Here is a 19537-nt window from a genome sequence, read left to right as displayed (position 1 = left end):
CCTAAATTGCATCTTGATATGCTTGATCGTATTGCGCTAGAGTCATATTTCTAAAACCTCGCACCGTATATTTGTCATTTACAAGTAGGTCTACGGCATCATTAAGCAAAGATCTTGAATCTTCATCGACAACATATCCGCGTGATGATAATGTTTTCTCTAGCTCTAAAAGGATTGATTCTATTTCTAGATCAATTTCTTGTGCTCTATCTTCTTTATCCATCATTTGACCGTATGACATACTCATAAATCACCTCAATTAGTTGCTACAACCATCATTTGATAAATAGTGAAGCAGCATAATGCAAATACCGCTATCACTCCGCAGGCATTAAAAAAGGCGCTATTTACGCCTTTCTTGTACTTAGTTCTATTTCTCATAATCTTTCACCTGTAAAAAAGCCAGCTACTTTATTCACTGGCGGAGTTGAGGACTAACGTAATAATTCAGAAAACCACTCGTAAATGGGTTTGTGAATGGTACGTTTTTAAGTATATAATTCGCCTCAAAAATTATATTGAGGTTTATATGGGTGTATTAAAAAAACTTGCTAACGGTGAGTTTAGCTTAGCGGCTATTTTTTGGGGATTTGGGTGGTTAATTAATGGGGTACTTTTAACTTCTTTACTTAGACTTTTCTTATTTAATGTCTATGGGCCTACTAAATTATCAGCTTCTATATTACTAGTTATTATTGTTATAAAAGTATTCTTATCGATAATAATTTGTATGGGGATTTACTCCATAATAAAAAACAAAGGTAAGACATTTTGGAGTGTTGTTGCCTTAGTTTTGCAAATTTTAACCGTCTTAGTTACATTACTTTTTGCTGTAAAATTCGTGCCTTCAATATTAAAAGCATTGATTTTTTTATAAATTATAATAGTTGGTATAACCAAAGCCACCTCACTTATTATCAAACTAGATAGCTCTCATTGAAAGCTATCGGATTTGAATGCTCATTTATCTCTAGAGCAGAGTTTTGATATACGTTGATTTTTATCGCTCACTAGTTAATAATTAGCTTTTCATTTTTATGTGGTTTAACTTATGTCTGAATTACTTAAAAAACCGTGTTCTTGTGGTGGAAATAATCCAAACTGCTATATCTGTGGTGGTTGGGGTTATATTGATTCAGTAAGTGAATCTAGAATCCCTACAGGGCAGGGGGAAGCATTTGTTAAAATTAACAAAGTCTCACGAAAGCGGAAGAGCCTGTCAGATGATGAAATTGTTAAAAGAATTCTTGCTAGTGACAAAAAAACCATAAAACAAAAAAGTAATAAAGTAATTGCAAAGCTAGAAGAGAGATTTCCTAAGGATATAAAATCAACTCTAAAAAAACAAGTTTGTAATATTTGTGGTAAAGAAATAAAAGATAATACCGAGCATATCCCTTGTTTGTTTGATAAAAAAAATTTAGTCAAACAAAATAAAACTAAAAAAACTATCAACGCTAAAATTCACAGAATTAAAGAAATTAAGAAAAATTGTTTATTCTGTGGTCAATCTATATTCAAAAATATTATTGATGCTCATATTGAAAGAGTGCATAGTAATTCATCTATTAAAGAACAAGAAAAAATCAGAATTGCTTTAAGTCTGCTATTTATTAATTTGTCATAAAGTCTAATCATAAAGCAGGTTACCTTTTATCCCTTTTGCCTAAATACTTTTACGTCATCCGACGAGGTTACATATTCGGCGCTATGTTCGATTTGCTGGGTAATAACCTTTACTCGCACTGCTGGTACTATTCTTCGCAGACTTGGCGGCTTTTACGTTACTTTCGACTTTTCTAATTTTTAAAGAGCGATCAACTTGTTTGTTGTTTCGTGTTGATGTGCACATAATAGCCAAAGCGATTATTATAGTCAATAGCCAAAGCGATTAATATTTTTCAAAAAGCGATTGATTGGTTATTTTTTAAACGATAAAGAGGTGTGAGATAAATTTTAGGTATGAAAAAACCGCACTAGGCGGATTAAGTTGTATTGCTTTAAAGTTCTACGGCATAATGAAAAACTCTGCCAATGATTTGGATATTAGAAATATCGTCTATTTCATCAGGGTGATCAATTGAATTAAATGAATTAATTCTTATCTTATTATTTGGCATTCGGTAAAGCCTCTTTAATCTGCATAAATCACCTTGGCATATTGCATATATATCACCATCAATAACGTCTTTTTTTCCTGAATCAACAGCAACAGTTGATCCGTTCGGAATTTTGGGCTCCATACTATCTCCATAAACAGGAAAGCAGATAACATTTTCTTTTTGCGCCCCTTTTCGCCTGAAAAAAGATTTTCCAAATCTTAATTTATGTCCATTATAGTCTTCACCACTTACCGCACCATGTCCTGCTGCTAGCTCAATAGATTTAAAGTAAGGCACCTCGACTTCATCATCATGAAGTGGTGTATTACTATCCCATTCGGATGCTTGGTTATACTTTAATTCAGACAACTTTACTACATCTGCATCCATTACCCCTTCGCCTGTTGATAGCCATGTAGGATTAATATTTAATGCTGCTGCAATGTCTATTATTCTTCTTGAGGATTTTGCCTCTCCTGATGTTAATTTCCAAACACTCGACTGAGCCATACCGACTTTTTGGGCAAGTTTACCTTGAGTGTAGCCCTTCAAGGACATAGCTTTATTTAGCCTATCTGCAAACGTCATTTCATATTCCTTTTTTTGTTATTCGATTATCTGTTTAAATTATAGCCTAGGCTATTGAAAAGTAAAATAGCCAAAGCGATTGACAATTATGTCACAATGAAATAATATACCGCCAAAGCGATTAGAAGAGATTTAACATGATAAATAAAGCAATAGAAAAATGTATTTCTATCACGGGAAGTCAATATGCGCTTGGTAAAGCGACTAAAACTGCCCAGTCAAGTGTCTGGAAATGGTTACACAATAAAGCTAAGCCCTCTCCACAAAAGGTTTTATTAATTGTTAAAGCGACAAAGGGACAGGTTAATGCTAGCGAGATAAGACCAGATTTGCCAGATTTGTTTCCGGTAAGAAAAAAAGCCACTAAATCCAATTAGTGGCATCGTGAGTAACTATTGGAGAGTTAAACACATGAGTAATCTAACAAATATGAATAAATTAAGCAACGATGAATTAACAATGTCTAGCCGTGAAATTGCGGAGTTAGTTGAATCTCGTCATGACAGCGTTAAAAGAACTATTGAACGATTGATAGATAAAGGTGTTATTCAACTTACACCATTGGTGGAAGTTACAAATCACCTAGGGCAAACAGTATTGGAATACAGATTAATCAAGCGTGATTCTTATATCGTTGTTGCTCAATTATGCCCAGAATTTACTGCTCGACTAGTTGATCGATGGCAAGAGTTGGAAAACAACCTAGTGCCAAAAACGCTACCAGAAGCGCTACGTTTAGCTGCTCAAGCTATCGAAGAAAATATACAGCTTAATGAAAAAATCGCGTTAGATGCTCCAAAGGTTAGCTTTGTAGATAACTTTGTTGATGTTGGTACCACTAAGTCATTACGTGAAACGGCTAAAATATTAAAAATGTCTGAAAGGGCAATGATTGATTGTCTTGAAGATGATCGCATTCTATTTCGGCAATCAGGTAATTTGCTTCCTTACGCTAACCATATCAATAACGGCAACTTTGAAGTTAAAACTGGTGAGCGAAACGGGCATGCATACACACAAACTCGCGTTTCAACAAAAGGCATGGCTTACATTGCTAGACGTTACGCATCTGAATTAATGGTGGGTTAAATGAGTATGCTATTAATGGTAAAAGCAATGGAATTCAAAGTCGGTAATCCTTTGCGTAAATTGGTACTTATTAAGTTAGCTGACAACGCTAATGATAAAGGTGAGTGTTTTCCTAGTCATAACACCATCGCTAAAGCTTGTGAGATTAGTAGAAGTAGCGTTCAGGCTCACATTGAAGCGCTTATAAAAATGGGCGTGGTAAAGAAAATTAATCGTAAGAAAAATGAGAAAGAAAATACTAGTAATCTTTATATTTTAACTATACCAGCAAATGGTATAGGGGTTATACCAGAAGATAACACAGGTATACCGGTAGCTGGTACACCTATACCGACAGATAACATAGGGGGTATACCGACAGATGAGCAGGAACCAGTCAGTATTGAACCAGTCAATGAATCTAAAAAAATAAATAAAAAAGATTTGTCATCTAGCAATGACATACAAACTGAAATTAAACCTAAAAATAAAAAAGCCAAATATGACTATCAAGGGATCATTGAAGCATATCGTGATGTAGTTCTTGATGGATTGCCCGTGCCTGATGAATTGAACGCTAAACGTAAAACTCTAATTAACAAGTTAGCACCTAAGTTAAAAAACGCTGAAGCTAGCACGTTCAAAGCTTACTTTGCCAGATTCATGGATTTAATCGAAAACAACCCATTTTATTTTGGCGGAGAGAACAGGAGAGCATGGAAAGCAACATTTGATTACGTGTTACGCATTGAAACGCTAACCAAAGTTAAGGAAGACGCACTATGAACACTATTCCTCAAGATTTAGCAGCAGAGCAAGCAGTGATTGGCTCACTAATGATTGATTTTACCTCTGACCGCTGTCAGAAAGCGATTAAGTCACTAAAACCAGAATCATTTTTTAATCGTCGTCATCAAGTTATTTTTACTGAAATGGCAGAGTTAAATAATAAAAACTACCCGATAGATTTAATTACTTTATCCGACAGCTTAGAAAGTAAGGGCTTGTTAGATGATTGTGGCGGATTTGGTTATCTTGCCGAAGCATCAAAAAACACTCCATCAATGGCTAATATAACCGCTTACGCTGCCATTGTTCGCGACAAAGCTATTGAGCGCTACGCATTACAAAAACTACAAGATTGTGCGGCCATGATTTTAGAGAAATCAATGCTATCAACAAGCAACAAACTATCGGCAATTCAATCGTTATTTACAAGCATTGATGATTATAACAAAACAGGTAAGACACTAGGGCTTAAGTCACTGCAAACAATTGCTAATAAATGGACAGATACGTTAGAAAAACGATTAAACAATGACGATAGTGCGAGAGGACTTAAAACAGGCATTGAAGCATTAGACGCTAAGTTATTCCCTAAATACGTTGTCAGAGGCTCGTTATTCGTTATGGGCGCACGTCCTAAAATGGGTAAAACAACACTAGAAATTCACATGGCAAGGCATTGCGCAATGGTTGAAAAATTACCTGTATTAGCTTTCTCGCTTGAAATGCAAGATGAACAAATGCTTGAAAATATCTTAGCTCAAGAATCGGGGATCAATAGCGATATTTTTTACGATGGTGGATTAGGCCAAGGTAACGAATTTAATCGAGTAATGCACAATCTTGCTGAATTAACCAAATCTAACAATATTTTCATTGATGATACACCTGCGATCACTCTATCGCATATTCGTTCTGAATCACGTCGCATGGCAAGAGAAAAAGGCCAGATAGGCATGATAATGGTCGATTATTTAACGCTAATGGATAAAGAAAAAGACACTAATGATCAGCGCAATGACTTAGCTTATGGGTATATCACTAAAGGGCTTAAAGCATTAGCAAAAGAGCTTAATTGCATAGTCGTTTTATTAACTCAATTAAACCGAAACTTAGAAAGTAGAACAGATAAACGCCCAATTCCAAGCGATAGCCGTGACACTGGCCAGATAGAACAAGATTGTGACTACTGGATAGGTTTATACCGCGACGCTGTATATAACGAAAATGCAGACAAAAACATCATGGAAATTAACATTGCATTAAACCGTCACGGCGCAGGTAATTTCAAAGTTTATGCAGGCATCAAAAACGGTCGTATTTATGACATAAACCAGAATGAGGCCGATCAAAAATCACGAATTGAACCAGATAAGAAGAAGCGCAAGTATGCAAAAGATGAATTTTAACCACTGCACACTAGCGCATCAGAATCCTGAGCTAGAGCAGAAGTATAAATATGCACATAGCATCAGATATAGATTACAGAAAGGGTTAGCTACACAGTTCGATATTAAGCAAGAGTTAAATAAACGTAGCGATCAGTTAGAAATTAGGCAGATTTTGGAGGAGTTAAAGAATGATAATAGAACCAAATTTATTTTCAATAATGAATTACAAAAAAGATAAAAATTTAGATGTCATTTTATCAAGATGTTGCGATACGGGGATAACCGAACACAAGTCGATAGATCGCTACTTTTCAACGGTTACTTTTGGCAATGGATCAGAGTTTGTGTATTGGGACAAGAATAAATGGTATGCGTGGCTAAGCGACGGAAAGATAGAGGGTTATAGATACCAAAACGCAAGACCCTCAACAAAAACTATGCGTAAATTTAGGAAAGAATTAGCTGGCTTTTTCGGAAAACACAAGGACACAAGCAATGACTAAACTAACAAAGCAAGAGATAGAGAAAGAGCGTGAGGAGTTTGAATTATTCATACTTGATTCTTTTAAAATTGATGTAAGTGGCCTTTATCGAGAAATAAATAATTGTTATTCAGAATACTCAGAATTTAAAGATGATGATTTAAATATTGATAGCTACTGGACTGGTTGGCTAGCACGAGCAGAGTTAGCAAAGGGGGAGTGATGATCAAAGAAATCCGATTAACTCATGAGATAGCAAGAAGTAATGCTATTAATTTAATTAGCCAGTTACCAGTTGATAGTGATCATCCGTTGCGCGTAATTGTTGAAGAAGATAAGCGTAGCAATGCACAAAATCGCATGATGTGGGCTGTTTTAGGTGACATAGCAAAGCAAGTTACTTGGAATAACGAAAAATTAACATCAGAAGAATGGAAGCACTTAATCACTGCTAATTTGCACGGTCAAAAATGTGTACAAGGTATTCAAGGTGGCCTAGTTTTTATGGGCCAATCAACGCGCAAGATGAGTAAGAGAGAGTTTGCCGATGTAGTTACATGTGCTGAACAGTTTGGGGCAGAGAATCGCGTTATATTTAGCATAGATGCACAAGAAGCAATTAATCTTGCTAACCAATACAAAGACCAACTATCAAAGGTGAAATGATGAAATTAGAAAAGGGAAAGCTATACAGAGTTGAATCGGATTATTTCATGAAACATAACCGGGCTGAGTACCATTCAACTTATTTAAGATGCTGTGATTGCGCTAATTTACACAACATGATTATAAGAACTGTTGAAGATGATTTTGAAATGATGATATTCACGGATAAAGAAATATTCGAACAATTACCAGATGAATGCAGATTATAGGTGAAATAATGGGCAAGTTAACTAAAGGCGAGAAGTTCAAACCTAGTAAACCACCAAAACCGAAGAAATGCCAAAACAAGGCTTGCGGTAAATTATTTACTCCAGTTCGCATTGGACAAGTTGCTTGCTGTTGGTCTTGTGCACTAATAACTATCAACTCACCCGAAAACAAAATAAAAGAACGAGTTAGTAGAGAGCTAGCCAAAGCAGCAAGGGCCGAACGTAATAAGCAAAAGGATAGTGTTAAAACTCGTGCAGAGCATTTACAACAAGCTCAAACAATATTTAACAGCTTTATACGTGAAAGAGACAAAAATGAGCCATGTATTAGCTGCGGAACAATGAAGCAAGATATCCAATATCATGTTGGGCATTTTAAATCAGTCGGTGCACATCGTGAATTACGATTTAATGAGCTTAATTGTCATAAACAATGCTCTAGATGTAATAACTATCTATCTGGCAATTTGAACGCTTACAGAGAGAACTTGATTAACAAGATAGGGCTTGAAAATGTTGAATTATTAGAGCGTCAGCATGAACCCAAAAAATACACAATAGACGAAATAAAGCAGATTAAAGCTGAGTACAGATTTAAGCTTAAAAATTTAAAGGCAAGAGGTGAGCATGCTAGTTAATGAATATGTTGAAGTGCAAGCGGAATCTGACTACACTCTAACTAAAAGCAATAATATCACATTTACACAAGATAGAGACTTAACAACTAGAGCTGTGGAAATGCTTGAAATGTGGGGAATATATAATTCTTACTCAAGCAAGTGCGGTCATAAACCAGTTAGCGCAATGTTTGCAGTGATGTTCACTCAAAAATGCTATGATTTTATAGAAAACGAAATTGATTTTATTGAATCATGTATGCTTGATGCTAAAAAATCAAATCAAGACCGCTTAAAAGAACAGCAAAAAATAGCAGAGCTTTATTACAAGGGTTATGACATTGTTGATAATGGTTGTGATTGGAGTGAGCGGTTAAATATTTGTGATATAGCAAAGCTACTAGATACATCAAAAAGCACTATTCATAGAAAATTACGAGAATTTGATGGCTATATTGTAAGTAAGTTAATAAATTTCACCGAAATTAGCATATAAAAATTGACTTGGGAAAAATATTTAGGTAATATTGCATTATCTAATAGTATGTAAAAAATTCAAGCCCTAGAGAAATCTAAGGCTTTTTTGTTTATGGTATATAATAGATTACACATGCGGCAATGTGTAATCTATAATTATTATAAAGGTATTAATATTATTCTCTTACGATTTTTTTATAAAGCTCAAATCGAGAATGTATCTCTAACTTAGAGTATATATTTTCTCTGTGTTTAGCGATAGTTAAGTGGGAGCGGCATAAATTTCGAGCAATTTCTTTACAACTTAATCCTATTATAATTTGTTTTACTATCACTAATTCTTTTTTTGTTAACTTTTTATTTTTTTTTTAAATTTTTTTCAGGTAATAAATAACATTTTAATTGTAGCTCATTATGAATATTTAATTTATGAAAAATATTAGTCTTATGTTTTAAAGTGGTGCAAATACTAATACCGAACTTTTCGGAAATTTTTTTACAATTCAGTCCTTTTTTTATCAATTCATATACATCTTTCTCTCTTTTGGTTAATTTTTCTAACATACATTTACTCTCTCAAAATAAGAACCATCAATTTTGCTATAGAGGATTACAATAATTATTAGATTAATAAATAATCTAAATAACGTATTTTAATTACGCTCTTTAGATTATTTATTTAGTGTTTAGGAAGGCATAGCATTAACTCTAGCAAATATAACTATTTGTGAGTAAAAAACGTAAATATTAATATTTTTATAGGAGATAGTCTTATGACCATAATCGTTAAAGATGTAAATACTAAATCAGGCTCTTTATTCGTTAGCAATAATGATTTATTGAGTATCGGTAACGAAGAATTAAATAATTTACTTACCGCTGAAAATTGGGAGTTTAATCTTGGAATTGTAAAAGCTAGCTTTTCAGCTTCGCTTAAAAATTTGGAGCTTAAAGCTCAAGTATCTATTTTGGGGATAACTGTTATTAATCAAGTGTTAAGTAAAGATCATCCTTTTATTAGTATTGATCCTAATCTTGGTATTGTATCTGGGCACTTAGGATTAGGTTTTGATCCTAATACTAGAGATATTTTTATTGAGTTTCACCTGTATCTACCTTTTGGTAAATCTGTAGATTTAGATCGTAAAGTATTATTTCGTTTTTAATTTGAAATAAAAAAATCAACTACGAAATCTAATCGTAGTTGATTCTACTACTTAGAACTAGAAGTTATTTTATTAATATAAAATACGGAGACAAAAGTATGACTAAAATATTATTTATAATCCTTTTATCTTTTATTAGTATTAGCGCTATTGCAAAAGATAAAAAAGCAATAATTTTTGAAAAAAATACCCCTGTAAAATTATATCGTTTAGGGGGGGATATGACTAATGTAAGAGAGAATGTGGACTTAAATGTAGATCCTTACAAAAAAGCAGTTGGTCATAATCAAAATTTAGTTGAGGGAATTTCGACTACTAGCAAAGAACCATCGGGTACTAATTTTTGTACAATCGAATCTAAAAGCAAAATTCCCAAAGATATCAAACTTATTAAAGATCCTGTTGATAGCGAACACTACTTGTGGGCACCAACTAAGGTTATGAGGTTAGAAGCCTTTAAAACACTCATGGGTAATATACCTTGTGAACCAAAAAAATAATAATCCAATATTTCCATTAAGCCCTTCCTACGTAGGGCTTTTTTATATCCAAAATTTGAGTAAGTCGATCACACTAACAGAACTGTATATAGATAATACATTTCGGCTTACTCAATCTAGATGTTTCGCTTTAGTTAAGTTTCGGTTTTCTTTATGTTTAATTCAATTATTTGATTAATAACAAATTATTAAAATTATTAATAATCTATACCATGTATATTTTGATTGACAAAATAGTGATTAAGCTGTATATTTATACAGTATTAAGTGGCCACTTAATTCACAAGTCTAATCCAATAAATATAATAAAAGGAATCAAAATATGAAACAAACTTCAGCTTCGGGAACTTTAAAAGTAGGTAAAATTGCACATAATGGTTATGGCTATAGTATTTCGAATTGGGATAGCCCTAACAATGGTAGAGATAGCTCTTTTTCCTCCAACTTAGAAGCATTAGGATTGTGGGGGAGCACTCTTGTATTAAGATTATCTGGTCTTAATGATTTGTCATTGTATCCTAATTTTTGCAAGTTATACGTTAATGATGAACTCGTTTTTGTAGCAAAAAAGGGTTACAACGCAGGTGAGTTTTTTGCATATAACGCATACCCATTAGTAAACTCATATGACTTAACTGAAATTTTTTCCGAATCGAAAGTTGGTATTTCTTATAACGTTCAAATAGAATTTTTTGATACTTTATAACATTATAACTTTTTAAACCCTCACTTAGTTTTATCAATTACGGCGGCAACACTAGACACACATCTAAAACACTTGACTTAAGAGCTAGTACGCCGCCACTTTTCAATTCACCGCTTCCAAATAGGAGGCAATCATGAAGATTTTCATTATGGATAGATATTCATCGCCTGTCTCTTATTTTTGGGGAGCTATATGTACACTTTTTGGGGCTTTAAGCCTTAATGATATCGCTCTAATTGTTGGTATTATTTTATCAATTGCTACCTTCGCGATTAACTGGTGGTATAAGCGAAGAGACGCTATACACAAAGAGAAGCTAAGAGAAGAATATTATGCCAAATATAAAAAAGATAGCAACAACAACGATTTGTAGCGTATCGGTAATTATTGGTATTGTTCTCGGTAATTACTCAGATGAAATTAGAACAAGCAAAGCAGGACTTGAAATAATCGGCAATGCTGAGGCTTGTAGAAATGAGCCTTATAACTGTCCAGCAGGTATTCTGACTGTAGGCATCGGTTCTACGACTGGCGAAATAGAATCGCGTAAATACTCTGATGATGAAATTGCAAAGCGCTGGGTAGATGATATCAAAAGTGCCGAGGATTGTGTTAACCGGTTCGCTAATGGTTTTCATCTGCCGCAGTCGGTATTTGATGCTACGGTATCAATCACGTTCAATGTTGGCTGCTCAAAGATGAAAAGCTCAACGATGTACAAATATCTCAACTCTGGCAACTACCAAAAAGCTTGTGATGAGTTACCGCGTTGGAATAAAGCAAATGGTAAAGTATTAAATGGTCTCGTTACTCGTCGTGAAAAAGAGCGTGCATTATGTCTAAGTGGATTATAACTGTATTAACTGCTGCTTTATTATTCGTTAGTTATTTTGCTTGGAACTGTTGGCTAGATGAAAAGGATGCTTTGAAAGAAGTTAATTCACTTAAAAGCGATATAGCCGAGTTAACTAAAAACAACGAGAAAAAAGAGTTAATTATTGCCGAGCGTGAAAAAGAAAAATCACAAGCCATTAATGACGTTAAAAAACTACAGGAAAGCTTAAAAAATGCGCTTAAAGATAATCAGTGTGCTTCTGAACCTATACCTAGTGATGTTATTAACTGGATGCGCAGTGGAAAGAATTAAGTACGTTTATATTAATGCGCCATCTTCACTCACTCAAGAAAACAACGAGCCGCATATTGAAAAAGTTATTACATGGGGCGACTGCCCACTTTTGTATGTGGATTTAAAAAATAGCTTAAAACAGTGTAATGCAGATAAGAAAGCGATAAGGGAGTTAGATAATAATACTAAAACTAATAGCTAAATTGTAAAAAAATCGATTAACATATTGAAAAATATATTTTTTAGTTTAGCATCCTTAACGCTATATGTTAGTTATAGTAAATAATAGCGTGAATTGTAATTAGATAGTATTACAAAGTTTGTGTTTTTTAAATTAGGAATAAAATAATGAAATTTTTAACATTGGTTTTTGTCTGTATCGCTTTCCTTTCTGGATGTTCTTTTTCAACAAAAGATGCAACGAAAGATATAAAACCTATTAAAAATAAAAATGAAATTAAAGAAATATGTATATATCAACCTGAAACAAGTATTCTTGATTATGGTGATGCAGGTAAAGTTATTTCAAATAAGCTAGATAGTTTAAATATTACAAATAAACTTGTAACCGCTGACTCATTAAAAAAATGCGAGTTTAGTTTATCTTATATTGTAAAAAAAGCAGGTATCCCCCCATACTTAGCTAATGCCTTTTTTGTTGTTTCAAAGGGAAGTGAAGAAATAGGCTATGCAAAATATTTTTATAGCGTAAGCGGATTTACTATTACTGGAGAAAGAAGCAAAGGAACTGATGAAAAAATAAATGAACTTCTTAGCTCATTGTTTGAAGCTAATTAGCTGTATTTAAATTCTTAGTTATTCTAGTATCTATTACAAACCGCTTAATTGCGGTTTTTTTACATCTAAAACAAGGGAAGATATGACAAATTTAACACAAGGGCAAAAATTAGTCGGACTAGCATTTAATCCATCTGGCGATGATAAAGTAACTCGGTTTAAACAAGCTATTGCATCGGCAATTGATATTCTGCAAGAAGGTGGAACAAATGAGGGTTACAAGGAACATAGCAAAAACTTAGCAGTAGATACTTTAATTGTCGGTCAAATGTTAGGTGTTAAGTCTATTACTTGGAAAGAGTAATTAACTATTAAAAGACAACATATTTCAAGCCGACAAAAGTCGGTTTTTTTATGCCCGATTTTTACCCACTGAACTCGGTCAACTGCTCCAATTTTCAAAAATAAATCATACTGCCAATCACACGGCAAATCATCAACAAGACCCTAATTAGAAATAAGCCTTAGCAGAGCAACTTGCGTTTTATTCATTTGCGCTGTCTTGGGGTTGTTTCTGGTGTGACTAGGGTTTATTTCTAATAAGGACTCTAAATGAATATTATTAAGGCAGAAGTAAATTTCGAACAATCTAAATTAATCACAGTTAAAAAAGATGGTATTGAGTATGTGGCAATGCGCTCTATAGTCGAAGGCATTGGCTTAAATTGGAAAACGCAATACCGAAAACTTATTAGCCAAAAGCATAAATTCAGCTGTAGTCATATGACCACGACTGGAAATGATGGCAAAAAATACAATATGTTATGTATGCCAATTAAAAAACTAAACGGCTGGTTATTCAGCATTAACTCGGAGAAAGTAAAAGAAGCACTTCGAAGTAAGCTAATCAAATATCAAGAAGAGTGTTTTACTGCACTGCATGATTATTGGACACATGGACAAGCCACTAGAAAAGTAATGCCATTATCTGCGGCTGAAATTGAAGCACATGAAATAGCAAGATTAGATTCAGTAACGTTTGTAGCAGCGAGCAAAGGATCGAATGCTATGACAAATAGAAAGATGGCTAAAAAGCTAATTAAGTCACGGATTGAAGCATGGCAAAACAAATACCAACTACAGTTTAATTACCAACTTATTGATACTTCAATTAAGGCGATAGCTTATGCTTAATAATAAGAACCCTTATTTTTATGCTCAAATGGTTAGCTCTTCATATGTGGAACACTTAATAAGAAAAAATGGCGATAATATTTATAAACACACGCTTGGTAACCTAGAAGTTGATTCATATTGTTTATCATCTTTTCTTGAAGGATTTTATCAAGAAGAAGGTTTAACCGAATTCGAACGGATTTGCCTTTATGGTGAGATGATAGATATGGATAAGAAAAAGATAGGTTGTAAATATAAAATTGGCACAACTCATTACTTAAACGAGCAAGGTATAAGCAAACTTAATGAATTAATGATTAATTACATAACCATGCTAGCAGAGCAAGGGATTGAAGAGCAAGTTATCAACTATCACTAACATACCGACTTAAACCAGAACAGGAATAAACAAATGACAAAGCCAGACTGGGAGGCTATCGAATCAGCCTATAGGGCTGGGGTTATGTCTCTAAGAGAAATGGGGAATAAATATAACATCTCTGAGGGAGCAATTAGAAAAAGAGCAAAGCGAGATTATTGGGTTCGGGATTTGTCTGAAAAAATAAAATCAAAATCAGATGATTTGGTACGCAAAATAGAAGTACGCAATAAGGTACGCGCTGAAAGCGTACTTAATGATCGCATACTAATTGAAGCTAATGCTGAAGTAATAGCCAATGTAAAAATGGAGCAAAGAGGGGATATAAAAAAGGCAAAAGGTATTGCTAATGCTTTGTTTGATGAGCTTGGCTCCGAGTGTGTCGATATTGAGTCATTCAGGAAGCTTGGTGAGCTACTATTATCACCAGACCAAAACGGTAAAGATAAACTAAATGATATCTACATGGCCGTTATTTCAATGCCAGAGAGAGTTAAGTCCATTAAGGCACTAAGTGAAACACTTAAAAACTTAATTACCTTAGAACGTCAAGCTTATAACATTGATGACCAGCCAAAAGGTAATTCTACAGATCAACTATCAGACTTAATGGACAAGCTATCACAGGAGGCTTAATGTTAACTCCTGAGCAAATCAAAAAGCTAAGCAATAAACTTTGGCGGCTAAATAACCTTTACTACATTACGGACAAAGAAGGTAAGCAAATACGCTTTAAAATGACACCTGAGCAACTCGAATACTTCGAAGGTATGCATACAAGGAATATTATTTTAAAAGCTCGTCAGCTTGGTTTCACGACAGAGGTTTGTATTATCCAATTGGACGCAGCATTATTTGAGTCTGCAAAATGTGCATTAATTGCTCACACGTTAAATGATGCTAAAAGACTATTTCGTGAAAAAGTAAAATATGCTTATGACAGGCTTCCTGATGAAATAAAACAGGCTAACCCAGCGAGTAACGACGCGGCTTGTGAGTTAGTATTTAATAAAGGCGGTTCGCTTTATGTATCAACATCATTTCGCGGCGGCACATTAAAGTACTTGCATGTATCGGAGTTCGGCAAAATATGTGCTAAGTATCCAGACAAAGCAAGGGAAATTGTAACAGGTGCTTTTGAGGCCGTATCTACTGATTGTTTTACTACAATAGAAAGTACAGCTGAAGGGCGAGCAGGTTATTTTTTTGATTACTGTGATGAATCAGAAAAAATGCAAATACAAGGCAAGCCGCTTTCCAATTTAGACTGGAAATTCTTCTTTTTTTCATGGTGGAAAAATCCACAGTATGCAATCAAACCTCTAGAGAAACCGCCGACTAGGCTAATTGAATATTTTGATGAGTTAAAGTCTAAATACGGCATTAACTTAACTGATGAGCAAAAAGCATGGTATCACGCTAAAGAAAAAACACTTGGCGATGATATGAAGCGAGAATACCCATCAATCCCAAGTGAAGCATTTAAGCAATCGGTTGAAGGTGCTTACTATGTCAAACAGTTTAGACAACTCTACGAACAAGGCCGAATAGGTAAGCTACCTGATAACTCTCATCAACCAGTTATTACATTTTGGGATTTAGGTGTCGGAGATTCAACGGCTATCTGGTTTATTCGTCAAGTTGGTAATGAATACCACGTTATTGACTATTACGAAAATAGTGGCGAGGGCTTGCGTCACTATATGAAAGTAATTAAAGATAAAGGGTACGAATATGCCGAGCATTGGGCGCCACATGACATTGATAACAGAGAGTTTGCGGGTGATGGTAAAAGCAGGAAAGCTTTAGCTTGGGAAGGCTATGAAATTGATGGTGAGATTTACCGAATTAAATTTAATGTTGTGCCTAAGTTAAGTATTGACGAGGGCATAGAGTCAGTACGCGAGATACTACCGTTTTGCGCTTTTGATGATTATAAATGCAAAGAAGGTATAACTCACTTAGAAAGCTACCGCAAAGAGTGGGATGATAAAAGAGGCTGCTGGAAAGACAAACCATTACATGATAGCACATCACATGGAGCTGATGCTTTTAGATATTTTGCCGTTGCAAATAAACGCATAAAACCAGCAGAACCAATTAACTTCAAATGGACCTAAACATGCCAAATTCAAATATTAATTATCATCATCCTGCATTTAGTGAGTTCCTACTCGAATGGGAATTGATTAGTGATTGTGTAGATGGTGAAAGAAAGGTAAAACAAAAAAGGAAAAAATATCTTCCGCATCCAAGCAGTGACAGTGCAAATGATGATCCTGTTGATGAGCGATACAATGCATATTTAAATAGGGCTGCATTTATTAACGCCACTGGTAGAACGTTATCAGGGTTACTAGGAATAGCGTTTAATAAAGCACCGAAAATAGAATTAAGCGGAGCAATTGATTGCATTGAGAGTGATTCAGATGGAGAAGGACAACCACTATCGCAACTCATTAGAGACGCGTTGAGCCAAACATTAAAGCGTGGACGAGCAGGCATTCTTACTGACTATACAAGTGCTGGTATTCAAACAGAGGCTAGCAAAGGAAAACCTATTCTTAGATTATTTACGGCTAAGCAGATCATTAATTGGCGCGTTACAAAAGGTAAAACTTCTCTTGTAGTTATTTATTATGAAGAGCCGGTCGAAGATAATGAAGGATTCAATGTTGTGATGGAAGGGCATTGGATTGAATTACGTCTTATTAATAATTTTGCTTACGCTCGCCGATGGGATAAGTCTCATGAAGGTTTAATCTGCGGTGAGCTTATAGAGTTAAAGGATGCAAACGGAAAAACATTAAACGAGCTTCCATGGTCATGGATTGGGTCATCTAATAATGATCATACGCCAGATTCTCCACCGCTTGCAGATATTGCTTACGTTAACATTAAACATTATCAAGCAGAAGCAGACATATCAGAAGCAGCGCACACAGTTGGCCAGCCAATGGTCGCTTTAACTGGTCTTACTGATGATTGGGCAACTAAGTATCTTTCAAATGGTTTTATTGTCGGATCGCGTAAAGGGGTCATGTTACCAGTCGGTGGTGATTTAAAATTCGCTCAAGCCGAAGACAGGAATATTGTTATAACTGTTGCGGAAAGACGTGAAAAGCAAATGGCAATGTTAGGAGCAAAATTAGTTGAGCGCAATAGCTCAGCAAGAACAGCAACTCAAGCAGGAGACGAAGCGCAAACAGATAATTCAATTTTATCATTATGCGCAGGGAATGTTGAGCAAGCTGTAAATAGGGCCTTAAAATTTGCAATCCAATTTGCTGGAAGTGGTGAAGGGAGTGTTGAACTCACTAAAAAGTATGATATTGCAAATCTTGATTCTCAAGCTATAACTGCATTAATGGCTGCTGTGCAATCTGGTAGTTTACGGCTTATTGATTTTATTCGTTATCAACAGCGCATTGGTTTAATACCTGCTGATGAAAAACCAGATGATATTGTTGATCAGTTAAATGAACAAGATCCACTAGGACTGAATAATGCTTTATTTTCAGCAACTCAATAATAAGGCTTAATGATGTCGAACCTAATACTCGATAACGCTATTATGGCTCAATCCATGCTAGAAAGGTTAAAAGCAGAGAAAAAGCAGGAAAGAGTTAAAGTATGGCGGCGAATTAAAAAATATGTTTCCTTAGTTCTTTCTGATTTTGGTGGAGATATTAAATCAAAAACAAAGTCAGAAAAGATAATAAAACAATTTAAACACTCACTTAAGCCGATTTTCGATAATGAGGTTAGTGATTTAATCGCTCACCTTAAAGAGGTTTCACTGCAGTTAGCTATGATTGAGTATGCGAGTTTTACTCAAATGTTTGGTGACGATGTAGTAAATAAAGTCGATAAAAATAGCTTAAATAGTTCACTGCAAAATCGTCCGCTTTCTCTAAAAAATTGGAATGGTCCATTATATCTGCCACAGTTTATTGCAGCATGGGGAGCTTTGGCTCTCATTCAAATAACAAACTCTGTAACTAAAACTTTTGCAGAAGGTGGAAGCATTAGAAGCCTAGAAGGGTTGCTTTATAGCGATGAAGCAGTTGGCTATAGCGTCATTTCAAAAATTGCAAATGATTATGATTCGATTATGAGTACTGCTCTACAGCATGTGCAAAGTGTTGCTGCAACTGAGTTTTATTCAGTTAATCCTGAGCTTGTTGATAAAGAAGAATTTGCTGCGATTCTTGATAGTCATACCTCAGTGGTATGCAGATCGCTTGATGGCTTAACATATTTAGTTGGAGAAGGACCTAGGCCGCCATTACATTTTAGGTGTAGAAGTAGAATGCTACCAGTTATTAACAAAAAATTCATAACATTATTAAATGAAGGGCAACCAGGCAGTTCAGTCTATGGAGAAGAAACTTACTATCAATGGCTAAGTCGTCAAACACATAAAAGACAAGACATTATTCTAGGCCCAACAAGAGGAACGCTATTTCGCGACGGTGGTTTAACCCCTGAGCAATTTGCAAAACTTCAATTACACAAAAACTTTAAACCTATGACACTCGAAGAGATGAAAAAGGTTATACCTGATGCTTTCGAGCGGGCGGGATTAAATTAACAACACACTAACAGGCTCATTATTATGGGCCTTTTTTATAACTAGGGATTTGAGATCCCAACATTTAACCAGAGGCTTTAAATGCTTAAATTTAAATTAACAAAAGATGAGTTTGATTCAATAGAAGATGCTCAAAAAGAAATGTATACCGAGACAGCTAACGGTTATCAATTAGCTATTGACGGATTACCTGATGTAACTGGATTAACTAAAAAGGTTGAGGAGTTGTTGGGTGAGAAGAAAACAGAGCAAGAAAAACGTAGAGCGGCAGAGGAAGAAGCAAAGAAATTTGCGGAGGAGCAGGCGCGCAAAAAAGGCGACATCGATACTTTAGAAAAAAGCTGGCAAGAAAAGCTGCTAACTAGAGAAAAAGAGCTAACTGAACAAATTAAAGAGCGTGATAGCCGTTTACATACCCTCCTTGTTGATAACGAAGCTCAACGATTAGCTATTTCGCTTGCTGGTGATTCTGCTGATTTAATCTTGCCTCATATTAAAGCGCGGTTAGCTGTTGAAGACGGGAAAACACGCGTCTTAGATTCTAATGGTAAGCCGTCCGCATCAACGTTAGAGGATTTAAGTAAAGAGTTTCAAAGTAATAAGTTATTTGCGCCAGTAATTATTGGCTCAAGAGCTAGTGGAACTGGTGGTGATGCTAGCAAAAAAAATCCAAATGCTGGAGGCGATGGACAACAACAAAATAAGCACGAAAACCCAATGGTTGCGCGTGCTCGTGAAATTTTATCTAAAACACAGGAATAAT

The 19537-nt window shown here is 34.9% G+C and carries 32 protein-coding genes; 27 read left to right on the top strand and 5 right to left on the bottom strand.

The window, feature by feature from the left end; genetic code table 11:
- Position 1: 1 nt before the first annotated feature.
- Both RHO12_03330 and RHO12_03325 read right to left on the bottom strand, forming a co-directional pair.
- Complete coding sequence (locus RHO12_03330; GenBank protein ID WVD66815.1) at positions 2-241, bottom strand: hypothetical protein; 240 nt, start codon at positions 239-241, stop codon at positions 2-4.
- A 14-nt stretch (positions 242-255) separates the two neighbouring features.
- A complete protein-coding gene (locus RHO12_03325) occupies positions 256-381 on the bottom strand; it encodes a hypothetical protein (protein WVD66814.1) in 126 nt (41 codons plus the stop codon).
- Positions 382-529: 148 nt separating this feature from the next.
- On the opposite strand from RHO12_03325, the gene RHO12_03320 reads away from it, so the two are divergent.
- Together RHO12_03320 and RHO12_03315 are read left to right on the top strand one after the other, a co-directional pair.
- Positions 530-877, top strand: coding sequence for a hypothetical protein (locus tag RHO12_03320; protein ID WVD66813.1), 348 nt, complete (start codon positions 530-532; stop codon positions 875-877).
- Positions 878-1051: 174 nt separating this feature from the next.
- A complete protein-coding gene (locus RHO12_03315; GenBank protein WVD66812.1) occupies positions 1052-1627 on the top strand; it encodes a hypothetical protein in 576 nt (191 codons plus the stop codon).
- A gap of 81 nt (positions 1628-1708) precedes the next feature.
- Here the strand turns inward: RHO12_03315 and RHO12_03310 are convergent, their stop codons facing one another.
- The gene (locus RHO12_03310) at positions 1709-1852 is read right to left on the bottom strand and encodes a hypothetical protein (protein WVD66811.1); all 144 of its coding nucleotides are present in this window, start codon (positions 1850-1852) and stop codon (positions 1709-1711) included.
- A gap of 148 nt (positions 1853-2000) precedes the next feature.
- Positions 2001-2690 carry a helix-turn-helix transcriptional regulator gene (locus tag RHO12_03305; protein ID WVD66810.1) on the bottom strand — a complete coding sequence of 230 codons (690 nt, stop codon included), beginning with the start codon at positions 2688-2690 and terminating at the stop codon, positions 2001-2003.
- Positions 2691-2827: 137 nt separating this feature from the next.
- Between RHO12_03305 and RHO12_03300 the strand changes: the two genes are divergently transcribed.
- From RHO12_03300 to RHO12_03260, 9 genes are all read left to right on the top strand, one after another.
- Positions 2828-3067, top strand: coding sequence for a YdaS family helix-turn-helix protein (locus RHO12_03300; protein WVD66809.1), 240 nt, complete (start codon positions 2828-2830; stop codon positions 3065-3067).
- 34 nt (positions 3068-3101) lie between these two features.
- A complete protein-coding gene (locus tag RHO12_03295) occupies positions 3102-3779 on the top strand; it encodes a phage antirepressor KilAC domain-containing protein (protein ID WVD66808.1) in 678 nt (225 codons plus the stop codon).
- Positions 3780-4544 (top strand): helix-turn-helix domain-containing protein, encoded by a 765-nt coding sequence (locus RHO12_03290; protein WVD66807.1) that lies wholly within the window; start codon positions 3780-3782, stop codon positions 4542-4544.
- The gene (locus tag RHO12_03285) at positions 4541-5953 is read left to right on the top strand and encodes a DnaB-like helicase C-terminal domain-containing protein (GenBank protein WVD66806.1); all 1413 of its coding nucleotides are present in this window, start codon (positions 4541-4543) and stop codon (positions 5951-5953) included. The genes RHO12_03290 and RHO12_03285 overlap by 4 nt, the downstream gene beginning before the upstream one ends.
- A gap of 170 nt (positions 5954-6123) precedes the next feature.
- The gene (locus RHO12_03280; protein WVD66805.1) at positions 6124-6438 is read left to right on the top strand and encodes a hypothetical protein; all 315 of its coding nucleotides are present in this window, start codon (positions 6124-6126) and stop codon (positions 6436-6438) included.
- Positions 6431-6640: a hypothetical protein gene (locus RHO12_03275; protein WVD66804.1), complete on the top strand. Its 210-nt coding sequence runs from the start codon at positions 6431-6433 to the stop codon at positions 6638-6640. Before RHO12_03280 ends, RHO12_03275 begins: the two co-directional genes overlap by 8 nt.
- Positions 6640-7083, top strand: coding sequence for a recombination protein NinB (locus RHO12_03270; GenBank protein WVD66803.1), 444 nt, complete (start codon positions 6640-6642; stop codon positions 7081-7083). Before RHO12_03275 ends, RHO12_03270 begins: the two co-directional genes overlap by 1 nt.
- A gap of 217 nt (positions 7084-7300) precedes the next feature.
- Positions 7301-7930, top strand: coding sequence for a recombination protein NinG (locus tag RHO12_03265; GenBank protein ID WVD66802.1), 630 nt, complete (start codon positions 7301-7303; stop codon positions 7928-7930).
- A complete protein-coding gene (locus RHO12_03260) occupies positions 7920-8405 on the top strand; it encodes a helix-turn-helix domain-containing protein (GenBank protein ID WVD66801.1) in 486 nt (161 codons plus the stop codon). Before RHO12_03265 ends, RHO12_03260 begins: the two co-directional genes overlap by 11 nt.
- A gap of 338 nt (positions 8406-8743) precedes the next feature.
- Here the strand turns inward: RHO12_03260 and RHO12_03255 are convergent, their stop codons facing one another.
- Positions 8744-8950: a LuxR C-terminal-related transcriptional regulator gene (locus RHO12_03255; protein ID WVD66800.1), complete on the bottom strand. Its 207-nt coding sequence runs from the start codon at positions 8948-8950 to the stop codon at positions 8744-8746.
- Positions 8951-9159: 209 nt separating this feature from the next.
- Between RHO12_03255 and RHO12_03250 the strand changes: the two genes are divergently transcribed.
- From RHO12_03250 to RHO12_03175, 16 genes are all read left to right on the top strand, one after another.
- Positions 9160-9552, top strand: coding sequence for a hypothetical protein (locus RHO12_03250; GenBank protein WVD66799.1), 393 nt, complete (start codon positions 9160-9162; stop codon positions 9550-9552).
- 98 nt (positions 9553-9650) lie between these two features.
- Positions 9651-10052 (top strand): hypothetical protein, encoded by a 402-nt coding sequence (locus tag RHO12_03245; GenBank protein WVD66798.1) that lies wholly within the window; start codon positions 9651-9653, stop codon positions 10050-10052.
- A 322-nt stretch (positions 10053-10374) separates the two neighbouring features.
- Positions 10375-10758: a hypothetical protein gene (locus tag RHO12_03240; GenBank protein WVD66797.1), complete on the top strand. Its 384-nt coding sequence runs from the start codon at positions 10375-10377 to the stop codon at positions 10756-10758.
- A 133-nt stretch (positions 10759-10891) separates the two neighbouring features.
- Complete coding sequence (locus RHO12_03235) at positions 10892-11131, top strand: phage holin family protein (GenBank protein ID WVD66796.1); 240 nt, start codon at positions 10892-10894, stop codon at positions 11129-11131.
- Positions 11091-11612 (top strand): lysozyme, encoded by a 522-nt coding sequence (locus tag RHO12_03230; protein ID WVD66795.1) that lies wholly within the window; start codon positions 11091-11093, stop codon positions 11610-11612. The genes RHO12_03235 and RHO12_03230 overlap by 41 nt, the downstream gene beginning before the upstream one ends.
- Complete coding sequence (locus RHO12_03225) at positions 11594-11905, top strand: hypothetical protein (GenBank protein ID WVD66794.1); 312 nt, start codon at positions 11594-11596, stop codon at positions 11903-11905. The genes RHO12_03230 and RHO12_03225 overlap by 19 nt, the downstream gene beginning before the upstream one ends.
- Positions 11892-12089 carry a hypothetical protein gene (locus RHO12_03220; GenBank protein WVD66793.1) on the top strand — a complete coding sequence of 66 codons (198 nt, stop codon included), beginning with the start codon at positions 11892-11894 and terminating at the stop codon, positions 12087-12089. Before RHO12_03225 ends, RHO12_03220 begins: the two co-directional genes overlap by 14 nt.
- Positions 12090-12235: 146 nt before the next feature.
- Entirely contained in the window at positions 12236-12685 is a 450-nt protein-coding gene (locus RHO12_03215) for a hypothetical protein (protein ID WVD66792.1), read from the top strand.
- 82 nt (positions 12686-12767) lie between these two features.
- Positions 12768-12989 (top strand): hypothetical protein, encoded by a 222-nt coding sequence (locus RHO12_03210; protein WVD66791.1) that lies wholly within the window; start codon positions 12768-12770, stop codon positions 12987-12989.
- A gap of 248 nt (positions 12990-13237) precedes the next feature.
- Positions 13238-13819 (top strand): phage antirepressor N-terminal domain-containing protein, encoded by a 582-nt coding sequence (locus RHO12_03205; protein ID WVD66790.1) that lies wholly within the window; start codon positions 13238-13240, stop codon positions 13817-13819.
- A complete protein-coding gene (locus tag RHO12_03200; GenBank protein ID WVD66789.1) occupies positions 13812-14180 on the top strand; it encodes a hypothetical protein in 369 nt (122 codons plus the stop codon). The genes RHO12_03205 and RHO12_03200 overlap by 8 nt, the downstream gene beginning before the upstream one ends.
- A gap of 33 nt (positions 14181-14213) precedes the next feature.
- A complete protein-coding gene (locus RHO12_03195) occupies positions 14214-14816 on the top strand; it encodes a hypothetical protein (GenBank protein ID WVD66788.1) in 603 nt (200 codons plus the stop codon).
- Positions 14816-16300, top strand: coding sequence for a hypothetical protein (locus tag RHO12_03190; GenBank protein ID WVD66787.1), 1485 nt, complete (start codon positions 14816-14818; stop codon positions 16298-16300). The genes RHO12_03195 and RHO12_03190 overlap by 1 nt, the downstream gene beginning before the upstream one ends.
- Positions 16301-16302: 2 nt before the next feature.
- On the top strand, positions 16303-17712 hold the full coding sequence (locus RHO12_03185) for a DUF4055 domain-containing protein (GenBank protein WVD66786.1): 1410 nt from the start codon (positions 16303-16305) through the stop codon (positions 17710-17712).
- 9 nt (positions 17713-17721) lie between these two features.
- Positions 17722-18774: a hypothetical protein gene (locus tag RHO12_03180; GenBank protein WVD66785.1), complete on the top strand. Its 1053-nt coding sequence runs from the start codon at positions 17722-17724 to the stop codon at positions 18772-18774.
- 81 nt (positions 18775-18855) lie between these two features.
- Positions 18856-19536 (top strand): hypothetical protein, encoded by a 681-nt coding sequence (locus RHO12_03175; GenBank protein ID WVD66784.1) that lies wholly within the window; start codon positions 18856-18858, stop codon positions 19534-19536.
- Position 19537: the final 1 nt, after the last annotated feature.

The organism is Orbaceae bacterium lpD02, assembly GCA_036251875.1.
Lineage (GTDB): Bacteria > Pseudomonadota > Gammaproteobacteria > Enterobacterales > Orbaceae > Orbus > Orbus sturtevantii.
The sequence above is the reverse complement of the archived record's forward strand: the minus strand, read 5'-3'. Positions and strand labels throughout refer to the sequence as shown.